General features: G+C 60.3%; 16 protein-coding genes and 1 pseudogene. 16 read left to right on the top strand and 1 reads right to left on the bottom strand.

Features of this window, described 5'->3' with window-relative positions; all coding sequences use genetic code 11:
- Window positions 1–37: 37 nt before the first annotated feature.
- The gene (locus tag PL640_RS08685; RefSeq protein WP_142842635.1) at window positions 38–751 is read right to left on the bottom strand and encodes a GntR family transcriptional regulator; all 714 of its coding nucleotides are present in this window, start codon (window positions 749–751) and stop codon (window positions 38–40) included.
- A 118-nt stretch (window positions 752–869) separates the two neighbouring features.
- Between PL640_RS08685 and PL640_RS08680 the strand changes: the two genes are divergently transcribed.
- From PL640_RS08680 to PL640_RS08605, 16 genes and pseudogenes are all read left to right on the top strand, one after another.
- Complete coding sequence (locus tag PL640_RS08680) at window positions 870–1,922, top strand: Gfo/Idh/MocA family protein (RefSeq protein ID WP_271361502.1); 1,053 nt, start codon at window positions 870–872, stop codon at window positions 1,920–1,922.
- Window positions 1,915–2,931: a Gfo/Idh/MocA family protein gene (locus tag PL640_RS08675; RefSeq protein ID WP_271361501.1), complete on the top strand. Its 1,017-nt coding sequence runs from the start codon at window positions 1,915–1,917 to the stop codon at window positions 2,929–2,931. Before PL640_RS08680 ends, PL640_RS08675 begins: the two co-directional genes overlap by 8 nt.
- Window positions 2,928–4,007 carry a Gfo/Idh/MocA family protein gene (locus tag PL640_RS08670; RefSeq protein WP_271361500.1) on the top strand — a complete coding sequence of 360 codons (1,080 nt, stop codon included), beginning with the start codon at window positions 2,928–2,930 and terminating at the stop codon, window positions 4,005–4,007. Before PL640_RS08675 ends, PL640_RS08670 begins: the two co-directional genes overlap by 4 nt.
- A gap of 1 nt (window position 4,008) precedes the next feature.
- Window positions 4,009–5,733 (top strand): L-arabinonate dehydratase, encoded by a 1,725-nt coding sequence (araD, locus tag PL640_RS08665; RefSeq protein WP_271361499.1) that lies wholly within the window; start codon window positions 4,009–4,011, stop codon window positions 5,731–5,733.
- A gap of 56 nt (window positions 5,734–5,789) precedes the next feature.
- Entirely contained in the window at window positions 5,790–6,500 is a 711-nt protein-coding gene (locus tag PL640_RS08660; RefSeq protein WP_142842640.1) for a ribonuclease activity regulator RraA, read from the top strand.
- Window positions 6,501–6,569: 69 nt separating this feature from the next.
- Window positions 6,570–6,740: pseudogene (locus tag PL640_RS08655) on the top strand (hydantoinase/oxoprolinase N-terminal domain-containing protein); the annotation flags it as partial.
- Between the two features lie 44 nt (window positions 6,741–6,784).
- Window positions 6,785–7,729 (top strand): isoaspartyl peptidase/L-asparaginase family protein, encoded by a 945-nt coding sequence (locus PL640_RS08650; protein ID WP_271361498.1) that lies wholly within the window; start codon window positions 6,785–6,787, stop codon window positions 7,727–7,729.
- Between the two features lie 103 nt (window positions 7,730–7,832).
- Window positions 7,833–8,738 (top strand): LysR family transcriptional regulator, encoded by a 906-nt coding sequence (locus PL640_RS08645; protein WP_110757939.1) that lies wholly within the window; start codon window positions 7,833–7,835, stop codon window positions 8,736–8,738.
- Window positions 8,739–8,918: 180 nt separating this feature from the next.
- Window positions 8,919–9,863, top strand: coding sequence for an ABC transporter permease (locus tag PL640_RS08640; RefSeq protein WP_137453905.1), 945 nt, complete (start codon window positions 8,919–8,921; stop codon window positions 9,861–9,863).
- Complete coding sequence (locus PL640_RS08635) at window positions 9,860–10,678, top strand: ABC transporter permease (protein ID WP_142842642.1); 819 nt, start codon at window positions 9,860–9,862, stop codon at window positions 10,676–10,678. The genes PL640_RS08640 and PL640_RS08635 overlap by 4 nt, the downstream gene beginning before the upstream one ends.
- Window positions 10,675–12,309, top strand: coding sequence for an ABC transporter ATP-binding protein (locus PL640_RS08630; protein ID WP_271361496.1), 1,635 nt, complete (start codon window positions 10,675–10,677; stop codon window positions 12,307–12,309). Before PL640_RS08635 ends, PL640_RS08630 begins: the two co-directional genes overlap by 4 nt.
- Before the next feature lie 13 nt (window positions 12,310–12,322).
- Entirely contained in the window at window positions 12,323–13,159 is an 837-nt protein-coding gene (locus PL640_RS08625) for a serine hydrolase (RefSeq protein WP_035221036.1), read from the top strand.
- A 36-nt stretch (window positions 13,160–13,195) separates the two neighbouring features.
- Window positions 13,196–14,740, top strand: coding sequence for an ABC transporter substrate-binding protein (locus PL640_RS08620; RefSeq protein WP_271361493.1), 1,545 nt, complete (start codon window positions 13,196–13,198; stop codon window positions 14,738–14,740).
- Between the two features lie 127 nt (window positions 14,741–14,867).
- Window positions 14,868–16,310: a M20 family metallopeptidase gene (locus tag PL640_RS08615; protein WP_271361491.1), complete on the top strand. Its 1,443-nt coding sequence runs from the start codon at window positions 14,868–14,870 to the stop codon at window positions 16,308–16,310.
- A gap of 371 nt (window positions 16,311–16,681) precedes the next feature.
- Window positions 16,682–17,611, top strand: a complete 930-nt coding sequence (locus PL640_RS08610; protein WP_142842647.1) for a sugar ABC transporter substrate-binding protein — start codon at window positions 16,682–16,684, stop codon at window positions 17,609–17,611.
- A gap of 237 nt (window positions 17,612–17,848) precedes the next feature.
- Window positions 17,849–19,390, top strand: coding sequence for a sugar ABC transporter ATP-binding protein (locus PL640_RS08605; RefSeq protein ID WP_142842648.1), 1,542 nt, complete (start codon window positions 17,849–17,851; stop codon window positions 19,388–19,390).
- The last annotated feature ends 6 nt before the right edge of the window (window positions 19,391–19,396 follow it).

The following is a 19,396-nucleotide window of genomic DNA, read 5'->3' as shown; positions in this document are numbered from 1 at the left end:
ATTTCACTGGGGCTGATATTCGACGTATCTTGGTGGCCTATTCGAAATATTCGCGATGAGCCTCGTAGATTTGCGACAGGATGCCAAGGACGCGGCGCAGATGCTGGCGCAGCCATTCCACCGCACGGTCCTCGTCCTTCGCCTTGACCGCGTCATAAACGGCCTCGTGTTCGGAAAGCAGGCGGGCCATATGCGCCTCGTCGGTGATGGCGAGCACCCGCAACCGGTCGAGAGCGGCTTTTTCCCGCATCAGCAAGGTTTCCAGACGATCGAGGCCGGTAGCGGCCGCCAGCGCGCTGTGAAACTGGTCGTCATGCAGGCGGAACGCCTTTCGGTCACCGTCGGTCATCGCCTGACGCTGCGCAGCCAGAGCCTGCTCGATGTCGCGCATGGCCCGCCCCGACAGGTCCATCTGGCAAAGCCTGCGTATGGCCGCCACTTCCAGCGCCTCACGAATGAACTGCGCACTTCTGATCTGCAGTTCAGAGAGCTTGGAGACATAGGTTCCCCGGCTCGGCAGGGTGACGATCAGGCCGTCGTCGCGCAGGCGGCTCAATGCTTCACGAACCGGCGTGCGGCTGGAATTGAAAAGCTGGCCGATATCGTTTTCCGAGACGGCCTGACCCGGCGCAAGCTGCCGGTCAAGGATTGCCGCTTTCAGCGCGGCATAAATCTGGTCCACCGCCGGGCGGTTCAGATCCAGCGGCTCCATTTCCGGAGTCGGATATTCCGTTGTCAGGCCTTTTCGCATTTTCCCCCCTGCGTCCGGCAATTTTTCATGAACCTGTTTACCGGAATGCAAATTTATTGACAACCGGCATACCGGTATGCACTTTAACCACCAAACGTGGGTTGGGAGGCTCGCGATCATGCGAACAGGCAAAACTTGTGTCATTGTGGGTGCCGGAATGGTCGCCAGAACGCATTTACTTGCCGCAGCTGCATCTCCTGACAAAGTCAATCTCAAGGGCATCGTGGATGGCGGCTCCGGCCGGGCCGCCCGTCTGGCGCAGGAAGCTTCCGCGCTGATGGGCCATGAGGTCATAGTCTATCGCTCCGTTGAAGATGTGGCGGCTGATCCCGGAGTGGATTTCGCCATCGTGGTGACGCCGCCAAATGCCCGCGCAAGCGTGGTGGAGCCGCTCGCCCGCGCCGGAAAACATGTCCTGCTTGAAAAGCCGGTTGCCCGTAACACGGCGGAAGCATCCGCATTGGTTGCCTTCTGCCGAAGCGCTGGTATCTCGCTTGGCATTGTTTTCCAGCACCGCATGCGCGCGGCTTCGCTCAAGGCGAAGGAACTTGTCGCGGGCGGCACCCTCGGTGCATTGGGCGTCTGCGAAATTTCCGTGCCGTGGTGGCGCGCACAGGCCTATTACGACGAGCCGGGCCGCGGAACGCGGGAGCGGGATGGCGGCGGTGTCTTGATATCGCAGGCGATCCATACGATCGACTTGGCGCTCAGCCTTGCCGGGCCGGTGGCACGTGTGCAGGCCATGGCGACGACGACGCGGTTTCATCGGATGGAGACCGAGGATTTCGTCTCTGCCGGGCTGCGTTTCGAAAATGGCGCTGTTGGTTCGCTGATGGCAAGCACGGCCAGTTTTCCCGGAAGTGCCGAAACCATTGCCCTGCATTTCGACAAGGCCAGTCTGCGGCTTGCCTCCGGCGTGTTGCAAGTCGACTGGCGGGATGGGCGCAGCGAGGTCTTTGGCGGGGCGGCATCCGGCACGGGTGGCGGCGCCGATCCCATGGCGTTCACCCATGAATGGCATCAGGGCATTATCGAGGATTTTGTCGATGCCCTTGTTTTGGAGCGGGAGCCGGTGGTGACCGGTGAGGCCGCGCTCCTTTCTCACCGACTGATCGATGCAATCGTCAAATCTGCCGAAGGCGGCAAGGAAGTGGAACTGCGCTATGACTAAACCGATCAAGTTTGCGGCTCTCGGTATCGAGCACCGGCATATTTTCGGCATGTCACAGAACATGCTGAATGCCGGCGCGGAATTTGCCGGCTGGTGGACGGAGGGCGAACCCGAAATTGTGGAGGGTTTCCTGAAACGCTTCCCCGATGTTCCGCGTGTGGGGAGCGTTGAAGAGATTCTTGCCGATCCGACCATCGATCTCGTCCTGATTGCCGATGTTCCGAAGAAGCGCGCCGACCTTGCCGTTCGTGCAATGGAAGCGGGCAAGGATGTGATGTCGGACAAGCCGGGATGCACCACGCTTGCCCAGCTGGAGCAGCTGCGCGCCACCGTGGCCCGCACGAAACGCATATGGTCGGTGAATTTTTCGGAGCGTTTCGAAGTGCCGAGCGTGACGAAGGCCACGGAACTGGTGGCGGCGGGCGCCATCGGCCGGGTGGTGCAGACCATTGGCACGGGGCCGCACCGTCTCAACCGGGCGCTGCGCGCCGACTGGTTTTTCGATCTGGAATCCTATGGCGGTATCCTCACCGATATTGCCAGCCACCAGATCGACCAGTTCATGTTCTTCACCGGCTCGACGGATGTGGAAGTTGTTTCTGCGACAGTCGCGAATTATGCCAATCCCGGCGATCCGGGCTTGCAGGATTTCGGCGAGGTGCTGCTGCGCGGTGATCGCGGCCATGGCTATATTCGTGTCGACTGGTATACGCCGGATGCGCTGCCCACCTGGGGCGATGGCCGCCTGACCATTCTGGGAACGGAAGGCTATATCGAGCTGCGGAAATATGTCGATCTCGGCAACAAGCCGGGCACCGACAGGCTTATTCTCGTCAATGGCGATCGCTGCGAATACATAGATGCCTCGGATGCCGGCCTGCCCTATTTCGACCGCCTGTCCGCTGATATCCGCAACCGCACCGAAACCGCCATGCCTCAGGCTCACGCTTTCAGGGTGTGTGAATTGGCGCTGAAGGCGCAGGCAAAAGCCGAAGGGAGAGTGGCATGATCGGCGTTGCAATCATCGGCGCGGGCATCGGCGCGTTGCATCTCAAGGGCTATCGCGCGCTTCCAGGCCGCTTTACGGTAAAGGCCATCTGCGATCTCGATCTGGAGCGGGCGCGCAAGCTCGCCGAGGATGACCCCTCGATAAAGGTGACGGCAAGCCTTGAGGAGGTGCTGGCGGATGACAGCATCTCGCTGATCGATATCTGCCTGCCGCCGCATCTGCATTTTCCGGTTGCCCTGCAGGCCCATGCCGCCGGCAAGGATGTGATCTGCGAAAAGCCGCTTGTTCGCTCGCTGGAGGAGGCGCATGCCCTGCTTGTTTCGGTGAAAAACACCGGCCGTCAGGTGTTTCCTGTGTTCCAGTACCGATTCGGCCATGCCATGCGGCAGCTGCGCGCGCTGATCGATGCCGGCCTTGCCGGCAAGGCCTTTGTCGCCAGTTCTGAAGTGCACTGGAACCGGGGTGCTGACTATTATTCAATTCCATGGCGCGGCACATGGAAGGGCGAATGTGGCGGCGCGACGCTCGGGCATGCCATCCATGCCCATGATCTTATCTGCCATGTGCTCGGTCCGGTCGAGGAGGTATTTGCCTTCGCCGATACGCGGGTGAACGCCATCGAAACGGAGGATTGTGCAGCCATCAGCCTGCGCATGAAAAGCGGTGCGCTGGTAACGAGTTCCGTGACGCTTGGCGCTGGCAATGACACGTCGCGGCTGCGTTTCTGTTTCGAGGGGCTGACTGCTGAAAGCGGCACCAAACCCTATGCGCCGGCCGAGGACACGTGGCACTTCACCGCCCGCGCGCCGACGACGCAGCAGGAGATCGATGCGGTTCTGGCGCGGGTCGGTACGGGGCTGGATGGTTTTGCCGGTTTCCTCGAAGCCATCGCCGATGCGATCGAGGGCAGGGGTGGCAATGAAGTGACCGTTGCCGACGGGTTGCGCTCCATCGAACTCGTCACCGCCACCTATAAGTCGGTACGGCAGGGGCAGCCCGTGCGGTTGCCGCTGAGCGAGGGTGACGATCTCTATAAAGGTTGGGCGCCTGAGACGCCCGTTTCGCGGAAAGTCTGACATGACCGACAGAAAATTGAGATCCGACCGCTGGTTCGCGCCCGATGACCTGCGCAGTTTCGGCCACCGCTCCCGCATGATGCAGCTCGGTTATGCGGAGGAAGATTTTGTCGGCAAACCCGTCATCGGCATCCTCAACACCTGGTCCGAATTGAACACCTGCCATTCGCATTTTCCCGAGCGTGTGAAGGATGTGAAGCGCGGTGTCTTGCAGGCGGGCGGCTTCCCGGTGGAAATGCCATCGCTTTCGGTTGATGAGAGTTTCACCAAGCCGACTTCGATGCTCTATCGCAACATGCTGGCGATGGAGACGGAAGAGATGATCCGCTCGCATCCGCTTGACGGCGTGGTGCTGATGGGCGGTTGTGATAAGACGACGCCCGGCCTCGTCATGGGCGCGATTTCGGCCGGCGTACCGATGATCTATCTGCCGGCCGGGCCGATGCTGCGCGGCAATTATGCCGGCAAGGTGCTGGGTTCCGGCTCCGACGCCTGGAAATATTGGGACGAACGCCGGGCTGGCAATGTCAGTGACGAGGAATGGCGTGGGCTGCAGGGCGGCATCGCCCGTTCTGCCGGTGTCTGCATGACCATGGGCACGGCATCGACCATGACGGCGATTACCGATGCGCTGGGCCTGACGCTGCCGGGTGCATCCTCCATTCCGGCTGTCGATGCCGAACACCAGCGCATGTCGGCAGGCTGCGGCCGCCGCATCGTGGAAATGGTGGGTGAGGATCTGACCCCGGATCGCATTCTGACGGCGGCTGCATTCCGCAATGCCGCCATCGTTGCCATGGCAACCGGCTGCTCCACCAATGCAGTCGTTCACCTCATCGCCATGGCGCGCCGCGCCGGTGTGCCGATGACGCTCGATGAGCTGGACGAGCTTGGCCGTGTCACGCCGCTCATCGCCAATGTCCGCCCCTCGGGCAAAGACTATCTGATGGAGGATTTTTATTATGCGGGCGGTTTGCGCGCCCTGATGAAGCAGCTTGAAAGTCGGCTTGACTGCTCGGCTCTCACGGTGACCGGCCGCAGCATGGGTGAAAATCTCGAGGGCGCGAAGGTTTATAATGACGATGTGATCCGTTCGCTCGACAATCCGGTCTATGCGGAAGGCTCACTCGCCGTCTTGCGCGGCAATCTCTGTCCGGATGGAGCGGTCATCAAACCCGCCGCCTGCGATCCGAAATTTCACATCCATGAAGGCCCGGCGCTGGTTTTTGACAGCTACCCCGAGATGAAGGCGGCAATCGACGATGAAAATCTTGATGTGACGCCGGATCATGTGCTGGTGCTGCGCAATGCCGGTCCACTCGGCGGCCCCGGTTTTCCAGAGTGGGGCATGCTGCCGATCCCCAAGGCGCTGATCAAGAAAGGCCATCGCGACATGTTGCGTATCTCCGATGCCCGCATGTCCGGCACATCCTATGGCGCCTGCGTGCTGCATGTCGCGCCGGAGAGTTTTATCGGCGGGCCGCTCGCCTTGCTGAAGTCAGGCGATATCGTACGGCTCGACCTGCCGCAACGCCGCCTTGACATGTTGGTCAGCGATGAGGAGCTCGCCAGCCGCCGGGCCGCCTGGCAGGCGCCGCCGCCGCGTTATGAGCGCGGCTACGGTTATATTTTTTCCAAACATGTGAGCCAGGCCGATCAGGGGTGCGATTTCGACTTCCTGCAGACCGATTTCGGCCGCGCCGCTGGTGAGCCGGATATTTATTGAAGCCTTGAGCAGGGCAGAGCCCTCGCCAATGATATAAAATGACAGGAGAGACCGGGATGAACCAAGAGACCCGCGACAAGCTGAAAACCATTTCCGTCGCCACGCTGGCGACAGCGCTTTACAAGCGTGGCCTGCGAAACCAGGTCATACAGGGCGTACATCCGCTCGGCTACAAGGGCACGAACATGGTCGGGCCGGCATTTACGCTGCGTTATATGCCCGCACGCGAGGACCGCAACCAGCTCGTGGAATTTCGCAATCCCGCCCATCCGCAGCGGGTGGCAATCGAAACCTGCCCGCCGGGTCATGTGATGGTGATCGACAGCCGCAAGGATGCGAGCGCCGCCTCGGCCGGCGATATTCTGGTAACGCGCCTTATGGTGCGTGGCGGTGCCGGCATCGTCAGCGATGGCGGTTTCCGCGACGCCGCCACCATCGCCGAACTGGATATTCCGGCCTATCACACCCGGCCTTCCAGCCCGACCAACCTCACCAAACATGAGGCGATTGAGATCAACGGCCCGATCGGCTGCGGCGACGCGCCTGTCTTTCCCGGCGACATCATCGTTGGCGATGCGGACTGCGTCATCGTCATTCCCGCCGGCATTGCCGACGAGATCGCCACCGAGGCGGTGGAAATGACGGCTTATGAGGATTTCGTGGTGGAGCAGGTCAAGGCCGGCCAGACGATCATCGGGCTTTACCCCTGCACCAAGGAAGAACACCAGACGGCTTTTGCCGAATGGCGCAAGAAGAACAACCGCTGAGCCTTACAGCCAGCCCAGTGCTTTCGCCGCGCGGATCGCCTCCACGCGGCGTTTGCAATCCAGCTTGCGGAACAGTTGCTTGCAAAAGCCGAGACCAAGGCGCAGAACGCAGCCGTTGCGTCTGGCGCGGAGCGGGCGAGCCTCAAGACGCTTGAGGTCGAGGACATCCCGATCACCTATCTGCCGGGCGGCGCTCGCAGGGTGCGCGTACGGGTTATCGGCGATATCGCCTTTCATTGATGGTAAGAGGCCCTGCGGGAGTGGGGTGACGAAGGAGTGAGCACATGACGAAGATCGCACTGGCCATTCATGGTGGTTGCGGCGTGATGCCGGAAGACAGCATGACTTCTGAGGAGTGGGCTGCTGCGCGTGATGATCTGGCAGCGGCGCTGCGTGCCGGTTATGGCGTGCTGAAGGCTGGCGGAACCGCGCTTGAGGCGGTCGAGGCGGCGGTTGTCGTCATGGAGGACAGCCCGCATTTTAATGCCGGGCATGGTGCTGCACTCAACGAAAACGGCATTCACGAACTCGATGCGTCGATCATGGATGGTGCCACACTGGCGGCGGGCGCGATCAGCGCGTCCCGCGCCATCCGCAACCCTGTGAAGGCGGCGCGTGCGCTGATGGTGGATGAACGTGCCGTCTATCTGACGGGTGAGGCGGCCGACCGCTTCGCCAGGGAAAAGGGGCTAGCCACCGAGCCTCAATCCTACTTCACCACGCAAAAGCGCGTGGAGGCACTGTCGGCGATGAAGCGCCACGCCGCCACAGGCACGGAAGCAACTGAAAACGAAAAGCACGGGACTGTCGGCGCAGTGGCGCGCGATGCGGCGGGGCATCTTGCTGCGGCCACCTCGACCGGCGGTTACACCAACAAGCCGGACGGCCGCGTGGGAGACAGCCCGGTAATCGGCGCCGGCACCTATGCGCGGGATGGCGCCTGTGCGGTCTCGGGCACCGGCAAGGGCGAGTTTTTCATCCGTTATGTCGTCGGCCACGAGATCGCGTCCCGCGTTGCCTATCTTGGGCAGGATCTGGAGACCGCCGCCGGCGATCTCGTGCACAAGGATCTGGCTCCCTACAATATCGGTGCCGGGCTAGTGGCGATCGATGCCGAAGGCGGCATATCCGCGCCCTATAATACATCCGGCATGTTTCGCGGCTGGGTGACGCCATCGGGAGAGGCACGCGTGGCCACCCATGACACGGTCTATGAGGTGAAATTGTAGGTCGCTGTCGCGGGTAGGATAAAAAACCGGTGACAGGAAGCGCTATCGGCGGCAAAAGGTTTGAACCGTTACCGGCTCGTTTTTCATCCATGGTGCTGGCCTCATGAACATCAAGCAGCTCGAAGTCCTGCGTACGCTTCTTTCCACCGGCTCCACCATTGCCACGGCCAAGGCCATGGGTCTCAGCCAGTCCGGTGTCAGCCGGCTTCTGGCGCAGCTCGAATCGGATCTGTCGCTGACACTGTTTGCCCGCGACAAAGGGCGGCTCATTCCGACGCCGGAAGCCGCACTTCTTGCCCGTGATGCCGAAAACGTGCTGCTCGCCGTCGATCGCATGTCCGGCCACGCCGAAGATTTGCGCAATGGCGCGGCCGGCCCGGAAATCGTTCGCATCGGCCTGCCAAGCAGCATGTGGGAAAATTTCGCGCCCGCCATGCTGATCGATTATGTCCGGGATTTTCCCGGCGTGCGTATCGAAACCTTCTTCGAGACGACCACCGCCATCAACAAGCTGGTGGGCGAACGGGTGATCGATCTCGGTTTCCTGCGGATGGAAGGCGAGATCGGGCCGGGCATCGATGTCGAACGTGTTGCAACCGGCAAGAGCGTCTGCGTGGTCCGGGAGGATCATCCGCTGGCTGAACTCACCGAAATCACCGTCAAGGATCTGCGCAATGTTCCGCTCATCCTGATCGGCCGGCAGAGGCCGAACCGCATGGCGCTCGATCAGGTATTCAAGAAGGCCGGCGTCAAGCCGATGGTGAAGATCGAGACCCATACCAACAGTTCCGCCTGCGCCTATGTGGCGCACGGGTTGGGGGTAACGATCATTAGCAGTTTTTATGCTAACCTCTACCGGCACCTTCCCGTTGTCGCCCGACCATTCGTTCCGCAGGCCACACAGGAATTCGGTCTTGCCCGCGCTTCCGGTGCACCCTTGTCCATCGCGGCGCAGGCACTGAGCGATGCCCTGAAGCGGGAAATCCAGCTTTCGCAAAAAATCGACTGAAAACGGGATTTTGGGCGGGAAATCTCATTGCCTTCATCAGGATGAAACGCGCCGCCATTCTGCATAGACATATGACATTTACGCATAATATTGCGTGATATTTCTCAATCCGTCATAGTCACCAGCAACGAAACCGATAGAGGCGGGATGTCATTCCCGGCCATCAATCGTGGGGAACCGATGATAAGATTCATACTGAGCCGTCTTTTGATGGCGCTGCCGACGATCGCATTCGTGTCGATCACGGTCTTTGCGCTCATCCGCTTCATTCCGGGTGATCCGGCTGCCCTGATGCTGGGCGACATGGCGCAACCGGAACAGATCGAAGCCATGAGGACCGAACTCGGCCTCGACAAGTCCATGCCGCAACAATTCATGATCTGGGCCGGCAATGTGGTGCAGGGCGATTTCGGCCGCTCCATCGTTAATGACGAAGCCGTGTTGCCGCTGGTCGTGTCGCGTTTTCTCGTCAGCGCCGAGATCGTCGTGGTCGCCGTGCTGCTCGCTAGCCTGATTGCGGTTCCGGCGGGTGTTATCGCCGCCTGGAAACAGAACAGCCTGACCGATCTTGCGCTGGTGGGAACGGCAACCCTGCTTCTGTCCATCCCGACATTCTGGCTGGGCCTGCTGCTTCTTCTGTTTTTCGGCCTCAAGCTCGGCTGGCTGCCGGTGCTGGGATATGTGTCGATCAGCGATAATCTTGTTGGTGGCATGCTTTATCTCGTCCTGCCCGTCATGACGCTTGTCATCCACGAAATGGGTGTTCTGATCCGCATGGCGCGCGCCTCGACACTGGAAGTGCTGCGGCTGGATTACATCACCCACGCCCGTGCCAAGGGCCTCTCGGAAAGTGCTGTCCTCTGGCGGCACGCCTTCAAGAACGCCTTCGGCCCGACCTGGACGATGATCGGCCTCATCCTCGGCAATCTCCTCGGCGGCATCGCCGTCATCGAGACGGTGTTCACCATTCCCGGCCTCGGACGGCTGATGGTCGACAGTATTTTTGCCCGTGACTATCCGGTCATACAGGGCTGCCTGCTGTTCGTCTCGCTGTCCTATGTGCTGGTCAACCTGTTCGTCGACCTTCTTTATCCCCTCTTCGATCCGCGTGTGGTTGCCGAATGAAAAAGTTCACACTTAACGGGCTTATCGGCGGCTTTCTCATCGCCCTCCTGCTCATCACCGCCGCAACCGGTCTGTTCTGGACGCCCTATGACCCGATGAAGCTCGGTTTTGCCTCGCGTCTGGCCGGTCCAAGCGCCAGCCATCTTCTCGGCACCGACGAATTCGGGCGCGATGTTTTGAGCCGCCTGATGGTTGGCGCACGGGCCAGCGTCTGGATCGGCTTCCTGACGGTCAGCTTCGCGACAATCTTCGGCACGCTGATCGGCCTTGTCAGCGGTTATGCGCGGGGCTGGGTGGATGGCGTCATCATGGCCATCAACAATGCGCTCCTGGCCTTCCCGGGCATTCTGCTGGCGCTCGGCCTGCTCGCGGTTTTCGGCGCAAACCAGTATGGCATCATCTTCGCGCTCGGCATCGCCTATACGCCATCCATGGCCCGCGTGGTGCGTGGTGCCGTGCTTTCTCTGCGCGAGCGGGAATTCATCGAGGCATCTCTGGTGATGGGCAATGGCGAGATCTACACCATGGTCCGCCACATCCTGCCCAATTGCATCGCGCCGATCACGGTTCTTGCCACCTCCATGTTCGGTTGGGCCATCCTGTCGGAAAGCGCGCTCTCCTTCCTCGGCCTCGGCGTGCCGCCGCCGGCCCCCACCTGGGGCAACATGCTGGCCGCCGGCCGGCCCTTCATCCAGCAGGCCGTGTGGCTCGGGCTTTTCCCCGGTCTCTGCATCGCGCTGACGCTGCTTGGCATCAATCTTCTGGGCGATGCCCTTCGCGACAGGCTTGACCCGCGCATGAGAGGTCTCAAATGACAGACAATACACTTCTCACTGTTCGCGGCCTTTCGCTCGAAGTCGCCAGAACCGGCCATCGGGTGGTCAAGGATGTCTCCTTCGATATTGCCGCAGGGGAAATCTTCGGCATCGTCGGCGAAAGCGGCTCGGGCAAGACGCTCGCCACCCGCGCGCTCATCTCGCTTCTGCCGCCGGCCATCGCCGTCACCGGCGGGTCGATCATCTACAAGGGGCAGGATGTCATGTCCCTGCCGGTGAAGGATCTTCGGCGGCTGCGCGGCGCGGAGATCGGCGTGGTGTTTCAGGAGCCGATGACCTCGCTCAACCCATCGATGACGATTGGCAGACAGCTGGAGGAAGGGCTGATCCTTCACACGAAGCTGTCGCCCGAAGAGCGCCGCGAGAAAATTCTCGACATGCTGCGCCGGGTCGGCATCCGCGATCCCGAAGGTGCGTTGACGGCCTATCCGCACGAGTTTTCCGGCGGCATGCGCCAGCGCATCATGCTGGCCTCGGTCATGCTGCTGAAACCGGCCCTGCTGATTGCCGATGAGCCGACGACGGCGCTTGACGCGGTCATCCAGCGCGATGTCATGGAACTGATGGTGGAACTGACGCGGGCGGAAGGCACTGCCGTTCTCCTCATCAGTCACGATCTGCCGATGGTGGCACGTTATACCAGCCGCATCGTGGTGATGGAAAAAGGCACGATCGTCGAACAGGGCCGCACCGAGGACCTGCTGGACGCGCCGCAGCACCCCTATACGAAGAAACTTCTTTCCTCTCTGCCGTTTCGCGGTGAGCCGCGCAGTATCGACACCTCCAGGGCGCCAATGGTTTCGGCCCGCGATATCGTTGTCGATTATGCCGGTCGCAAATCGCTGCTGAAAAAAGCCAAATCGAAGCGTGCGCTGCACGGCGTCAGCATCGATATTCACGAGGGCGAGGTCGTGGCGCTGGTCGGCGGCTCCGGTTCCGGCAAGACCACGCTTGGCCGCACCATTGCCGGTCTCGTCAAGGAAAGCGAAGGGCAAATCCGCTTTCAGGGCCGTGAGCGCAACGAGGACTGGAAGGATTATCGCCTGAATTGCCAGATGGTGTTTCAGGATCCCTATTCCTCGCTCGATCCGCGCATGACCATTCAGGCGCTGGTGGAGGAGGCGCTGCGCCTCGTGCCGGACCTCGATCAGGCCGCCAAGCGCAAGCGGGCGCTGGAAACGCTGGAGGAAGTGGGGCTCGGCGCCGATTTTGCCGCCCGCTATCCGCATGAGCTTTCCGGGGGGCAGCGCCAGCGCGTGGCGATTGCCCGCGCCATTGCCCGCCGTCCGCGGTTCCTGATTGCCGACGAACCGGTCTCGGCACTCGACGTGACGGTGCGGGCGCAGGTGCTCGATCTCTTTTCCGATCTGCAGAAACGTTACGGTTTTTCCTGCCTGTTCATCAGCCACGATCTCGGCGTGGTGGAGCAGGTGGCCGACCGTGTCGTCGTCATGCAGGACGGCCGCATCATCGAAGAGGGCGACCGCGACACGATTTTCGACAGTCCTAGAGAGGCCTATACACGCCGGCTGCTCTCGGCCATTCCCGCCCTCGACCAGAATGAGAAAGGCGGCGTGACACTGAAATGGCGTCTGGAAGATGAAGTTTAACAGGAAGATGACAATGACTGTGGCTGCCCAATTAAATGCGATCTGTGATGCACAGCCTTTCGTGACGCGCTTCATGGTGCGCAATCTCCTGACCGGTGAAGAGATCGGCCGGGGAGAAAACGAGGAGACGCCATCGGGCAGCACCCGCAAGACGTCGATCATGATGGCCGTTCTCAAGGCCGCCAGCGAAGGGCGGATCGATCTCGACCAGCCCGTTACCTATGAAAAACGGCTAGCGGAAGAGGTCGCGAGCGGCATGTTCCGTTATATGACGCCGGGTATCGTCATTTCGCTACGCGATGCCGTCGCCGGCATGATGGTGCTGAGCGACAATGTCTGCACCAAGATGGTGCTCGAACGGCTGACGCTGGAAGAGGTGGACGGCTATTGCAAATCGCTCGGCATGGCCAATACCCACCACCGTTTCCTCATCCCGCCGCTGGCGCTGGCGGCCGACCATCCGTTGAAGACAGTTACGACCACCTCGGCGGCGGATCAGGTGCTTCTGCTGCAGACCATTCTCGATGCGCAATCTTCGCCGGAGGCGCAGGCAAAGCTCGGTTGCAGCCCGCAATTGTGCGAGTGGGCGATGCAGACGCTGAAAAACCAGATTTTGCGGTATGGAATTCGCTCCCGCCTGCCTTTTGAGGCCGTGGTGGCCAGCAAGAGTGGCCGCGGCAAGCGTGGGCGCATGGATGCCGGCATCGTCTACAGAAACGGCGCGCCGTCCTTCATCATCACCACCTATACCGATGAGGTTCCGCAAACCATGCCTGACGGCACGCCGGGATACACCATCGCGCTTGAGACGATCGGCCGGCTGGCACAGGCCTGCTGGGACGGTTTTTAATCAATTACAATCAACGACAACAAAGAGGGTAGAACAGTGAAAAAATTTCTCCTTGCAGGCGTTGCCCTGCTGGTAACGGCCAATATCGCGGCGGCCCGCGATATCACCATCGCGCAGAGCTCGGATCTGCGCAGCAACAATCCCGGCGTGAACCGCGACGGCAATACGGACGGGGTTATCCTGCACATCGTCGAAGGCCTCGTCGGTTATAACAATGCTGGCGAGGTGAAGCCGCTTCTGGCCGAAAGCGTCGATGTTTCGGCTGACGGCCTGACCTATACGTTCAAGCTGCGCAAGGACGTGAAATTCCACAATGGCAAGCCGCTCACCGCAGAGGATGTTGCCTGGAACTGGACACGTTATCTGAAGCCGGAAACAAAATGGACCTGCCTCAACGATTTCGCGGAAGGCGGGGCAGCGCACGTCACCGGCGTCAAGGCCACGGATGCATCCACGGTCGAGATCACGCTTGAAAAACCTTCCGCCGTTTTCCTCGGCCTGATGTCGCGGCCGGAATGCGGTTATACCGGCATGATCTCACCGGAATCGGTTGCTGCCGATGGCAGCTTCGTCAAGCCGATCGGCACCGGTCCGTTCCAGTGGGACGAGTGGAAAAAAGGCGAATATATCCGCCTCGCCAAATTTGCCGATTATGTTTCGCCGGCAAATGACGGCAAGCCTGACGGCATGGTCGGCTCCAAGCGGCCGCTGGCCGACGGCATCAAATTCATGGTCATTCCTGATGCTTCGACGGTGAAGGCGGGCCTTGAATCCGGCGTGCTCGATACGGCCGAGATTTCTCCCGATCTCATTCCGGAATTCAAGACCAATGACAAGATGCAGCTCATCGTTGCCCGCAACAACGGCAAGAACCTGTTCTACATCCAGACCCGCGACAAGGTTCTGAGCAATCCAGGCGTGCGCCGCGCCATGGCGATGGCGCTCGATCTCGATGAACTGGTTGCTGCCGCATCGAACGGCACGGGTGAAGCCAACGGCTCGATGGTCTCGCAGGATTCGGTCTATTTCGACGAGACCCAGAAAAAGCGTCCGGCCTATGACATCGAGGCCGCGAAGAAGGAACTGGAGGCCGCCGGTTACAAGGGCGAGCCGATCTCCATCATCGCCAACAAGCGTGGCAACGTGCCGAGCTTCCCGGCCGCCGTCATGGCGCAGGCCATGATGCAGCAGGCGGGTCTCAACGTGCAGATCGAGGTGCTGGATTATGCCACGCAAGTCGATCGCCGTCGCTCCGGCAATTATCAGGTGATCTCGCAGTCGGTCGCCCCGCGTCTCGACCCGGCGCTGATGTATGCCTTCTATGTCGGCAACAAGGACAAGAACGCCTCCCTGATGTGGGACGATCCGAAGGCGATCGAGCTGATGAAGGCGGCCTATGTCGAGGCCGACCAGACGAAGCGCCAGAAGATTTTCGACGAGTTCCATGAGCTGATGCTGAAGGAAATGCCGGGCATCTTCCTCTACGACATGGTCGATGTCTGGGGCGCCACGAAGAAACTCAAGGGCCAGCCGGTCTGGCAGTCGAACGCCCGTCTCTGGGAAGTCTCGGTCGACAACTGATCCACTGTTGCCCGCGCCGGAGGCGGACCCCGGCGCGGGCTTTCCATTATAGGGTGCAAGGATTTGGCGGTGCATCCGCCGAAGCGCTTGCGCGTGCCCGTAAAGGGCGGAAATGCGAGGACAAGCCATGAACCGTGATGCCGTGATGTCGATTGCCGCCGAAGTCGAGGCCATGAAGCCCGACTTCACCACCCTAAGCGACAGCATCTGGGATTTTGCCGAGCTTAAATTTGAAGAACGGCAATCCTCTGGCGTTCTGGCCGCCGCGCTTGAGGAAAACGGCTTTGCGGTTCGCCGCGGCGTGGCAGGCATGGAAACGGCGTTCATCGGTGAATTCGGTAGCGGCAAGCCGGTCATTGCCTTCCTCGGCGAATTCGATGCGCTGGCCGGCATGAGCCAGGTGGCCGATGTGGCGCAGGTGCAGCCGCGCGAGGCGAACGCCACCGGCCATGGCTGCGGCCATAACCTCCTCGGCGTTGGCTCGCTGATGGGGGCCATCGCGCTCGCCCGGCATCTGAAAGCCAATAATCTGCCCGGCACCGTGCGTTATTACGGTTGCCCCGGTGAGGAGGGCGGTTCGGGCAAGACCTTCATGGTGCGGGCTGGCCTGTTTGATGATGTCGACGCGGCGCTGACCTGGCATCCGGCCCCGTTCAACGGCGTGCGTTCCACCAATAATCTTGCCGTGCTGGAATATTTCTACCGTTTCAAGGGCGTTGCGGCCCACGCCTCCAACGCCGCCCATCTCGGCCGCTCGGCGCTTGATGCCGCCGAACTCATGAATGTCGGCGTCAATTTCCTGCGCGAACACATGCCGCAGGATTGCCGGGTGCATTATGCGATCACCGATACCGGCGGCAAGGCGGCGAATGTTGTGCAGGCCAAGGCCGAAGTGCTTTACCTGATCCGCGCCCCGGAAATGCGCCAGGCGCTCGATCTTGCTGCACGGGTGGACAAGGTGGCGCGCGGCGCGGCGATGATGACCGAGACCGATGTTGAGATCGTCTTCGATACCGCCTCCACCAACCTTCTGCCTAACATCACGCTGGAAACGGCGATGCATGAAAACATGGTGGCGCTTGGCCCCATCGCCTTCGACGAAGCGGATATTGCTTTCGCAAAGAGCATTCAGGATACTTTCACCGACGAGGCGATCAAAAGCAGCATCCGGCTCTATCAGATAAAGGGTGATGTTTTTTCCAACCGGAAGATTGATGGTTCGACGCCCCTGCATCTCGGCCTGCGCGCTTTCGAGGGCGAGTCGCATTTCCGGGCGGGTTCCACCGATGTCGGCGACGTCAGCTGGATCACGCCGACGGCGCAGTGCTGGACGCCGGCCTGGGCGATCGGGACCAATCCGCATACCTGGCAGGTGGTAGCGCAGGGCAAAAGCCCCGCCGCTCACAAGGCCATGGCGCATGCCGCCAAGACGCTTGCATCGACCGGGCTTGCGCTGATGACCTCGCCGGAACTGCTCGCCAGTGCAAAGAAGGAATGGCAGGAAAAAACCGAAGGCAGCGATTATGTCTGCCCGATTCCTGCAGATGTCATGCCCAGTTCGCATAGATAGAACGTACCGTTCCAGCATCCACCCCAATGGATGATGTGCGGGCTTGCGATTGAATTCGACCTGCCATCAAACTTGGCGTCATCCTCAGGTTTGCCCCGGGGATCCATGATTTCAACGGCTTATCTCTCCTCGCCGCAAGGGCGGGGAGGAAGCTCCGTTTTCCTTAATCTCCCATCATCACCGCCTTGTGTGCCGCTTCGTCGCCTGGCTGCGAAGAAAACATTGACGTTCGAACCAAAAATGGAATAAATATATCGAACAGCAGAAAATCGGTTTCATTATTCCGTTTTCTGAATGTGGAGATAGCGGCGGGCTTTCGGGTCCGCTTCCGGCTGGGAGAGGTGGCGCCGGACACTGTGGAGGAGAAAACAATGAAGAAGCTTATTATTGGTGCAGCCATGTCTGTGCTTCTGGGCACGGCGGCACATGCAGAAACCGTCGGTGTTTCGATGGCTCAGTTCGACGACAACTTCCTGACCGTGCTGCGAAACGGCATGCAGGATTACTCCAAGGAACTGAAGGGCGTTACCCTGCAGGTTGAAGACGCGCAGAACGACGTTGCCAAGCAGCAGAGCCAGATCCAGAATTTCATCGCGTCCAAGGTTGATGCGATCATCGTCAACCCGGTCGATACCGACGCGACGGCGGCCATGTCGAAACTTGCGGCAGAAGCCAAGATCCCGCTGGTTTACGTTAACCGCCAGCCGGTGAACGTGGACAGCCTGCCTGAAGGTCAGGCCTTCGTGGCATCTGAAGAAACCGTGGCCGGTACGCTGGAAACCAAGGAAGTTTGCCGCCTTCTCGGTGGTAAAGGCAAAGCCGTTGTCATGATGGGCGAGCTTTCCAACCAAGGCGCGCGCATGCGCACGCAGGCCGTGCACGATGTTCTGAAAACCGATGAATGCAAGGGTATTTCGGTGGTTGAAGAGCAGACGGCCAACTGGCAGCGCACGCAGGGCGCCGACCTCGTCACCAACTGGCTCTCCAGTGGTGTCGAATTCAACGCGGTCATCGCCAACAATGATGAAATGGCCATTGGTGCCATTCAGGCGCTGAAATCCGCTGGCAAGGACATGAAGGACTACGTCGTTGCCGGTGTGGACGCCACGCAGGACGCGCTTGCCGCCATGCGCGCCGGCGATCTTGATGTGACGGTGTTCCAGGACGCCGCTGGTCAGGGCAAGGGCGCTCTCGATGCGGCACTGAAGCTCGTCAAGGGCGACAAGGTCGACAAGAAGGTCTACATTCCCTTCCAGCTCGTCACGCCTGAGAACGTCAAGGATTACGTGGCCAAGAACTGACGATCCCGTTCCGGCATTTGCGCTCGATTGAAATAATATCGGGAGCAGATGCCGGACCCGGACGGCAACTGAAGGCGCAGCCTGCGGGCTGATGCAGAGAATATAATTTCATTGAATTCAAAGTGTTACAGCGCCCATGCCTGTCTTTGGTGACACGGCGCTGTAAGCCTCCCCGGAGGAAGGTCGCGATTTCGCAGGCCAATTTTCCGGTCATTTTTGTCTATTGTGGAGGGTGAGATGGTCGTCAGTCCATCGACAATGGCCGCCGTGCGCGCCAGCGGCGCCGTGCCGAATGCAGAATTTCTTCTGGCAGCGGACGGTATACGCAAGGAATTTCCCGGCGTCGTGGCGCTTGATGATGTGTCGTTCCACCTCAAGCGCGGCACCGTGCACGCGCTGATGGGCGAGAACGGCGCCGGCAAATCGACGCTGATGAAGATTCTCGCTGGTATCTATCAGCCGGACATCGGTGAAATCCGCCTTAAAGGTGCTCCGATACGCCTCGATTCCCCACTCGACGCGCTCGAAAACGGCATTGCGATGATCCATCAGGAACTCAACCTGATGGCCTATATGACGGTGGCCGAAAACATCTGGATTCGCCGTGAGCCGAAAAACCGTTTTGGTTTCATCGACCATGGCGAAATGTACCGCCGCACGGAGACGCTGCTGGAAAGGCTGGGTATCGACCTCGATCCGGAAACCCGCGTCGGCGAGCTGTCGGTTGCGAGCCGTCAGATGGTCGAGATCGCCAAGGCGGTTTCTTACGATTCCGACGTTCTGATCATGGATGAGCCGACATCGGCGCTGACGGAACGCGAGGTCGAGCATCTCTTCCGCATTATTCGTGACCTCAGGGAACGTGGCATCGGCATCGTCTACATCACCCACAAGATGAACGAGCTGTTCGAGATCGCCGACGAGTTCTCTGTCTTCCGCGACGGTAAATATATCGGCACCCATGCTTCCACCGATGTGACGCGCGATGACATCATCCGCATGATGGTGGGCCGCGAAATTACGCAGATGTTCCCGAAGGAAGAGGTTCCGATCGGCGATGTGGTGCTGTCGGTCAAGAACCTGACACTTGATGGCGTGTTCCATGACGTGTCGTTCGATGTTCGCGCCGGCGAAATTTTAGGCGTTGCGGGTCTTGTCGGCTCGGGACGCTCCAATGTTGCCGAGACAGTGTTCGGTGTTACGCCGGCCTCCTCGGGTACCGTTGCAATCGACGGTAAACAGGTCGCGATCGACAGCCCGACCGAGGCAATCCGCCACCGCATGGCGTTCCTGACCGAGGACCGCAAGGATACGGGATGTCTGCTGATCCTCAATATTCTGGAGAACATGCAGATCGCCGTCCTGCAGGACAAATATGTTGCCAATGGCTTCGTGCAGGAAAACGCCCTTTCGGACGCCTGCGAAGAGATGTGCCGCAAGCTGCGGGTCAAGACGCCGCATCTATACGAGCGTATCGAAAACCTGTCCGGCGGTAACCAGCAGAAGGTGCTGATCGGTCGCTGGATGCTGACCAAGCCGCGCATCCTCATTCTGGATGAACCGACGCGCGGCATCGATGTCGGGGCCAAGGCGGAGATTCACAAGCTGGTTTGCGAGATGGCGCGTCAAGGCGTCGCCGTCATCATGATTTCCTCCGAAATGCCGGAGGTTCTGGGTATGAGCGACCGTGTCATGGTCATGCATGAAGGTCGGGTGACGGGTTTCCTTGACAGAAGTGAAGCCACGCAGGTGAAGGTGATGGATCTCGCATCGCGGTGAGGCGCG

It is taken from the genome of Agrobacterium sp. ST15.16.024, from assembly GCF_027956545.1.
In the GTDB taxonomy this organism is placed as follows: domain Bacteria; phylum Pseudomonadota; class Alphaproteobacteria; order Rhizobiales; family Rhizobiaceae; genus Agrobacterium; species Agrobacterium cucumeris.
Note: the sequence above shows the minus strand (reverse complement) of the source record. Positions and strands in the feature narration are given on the sequence as shown.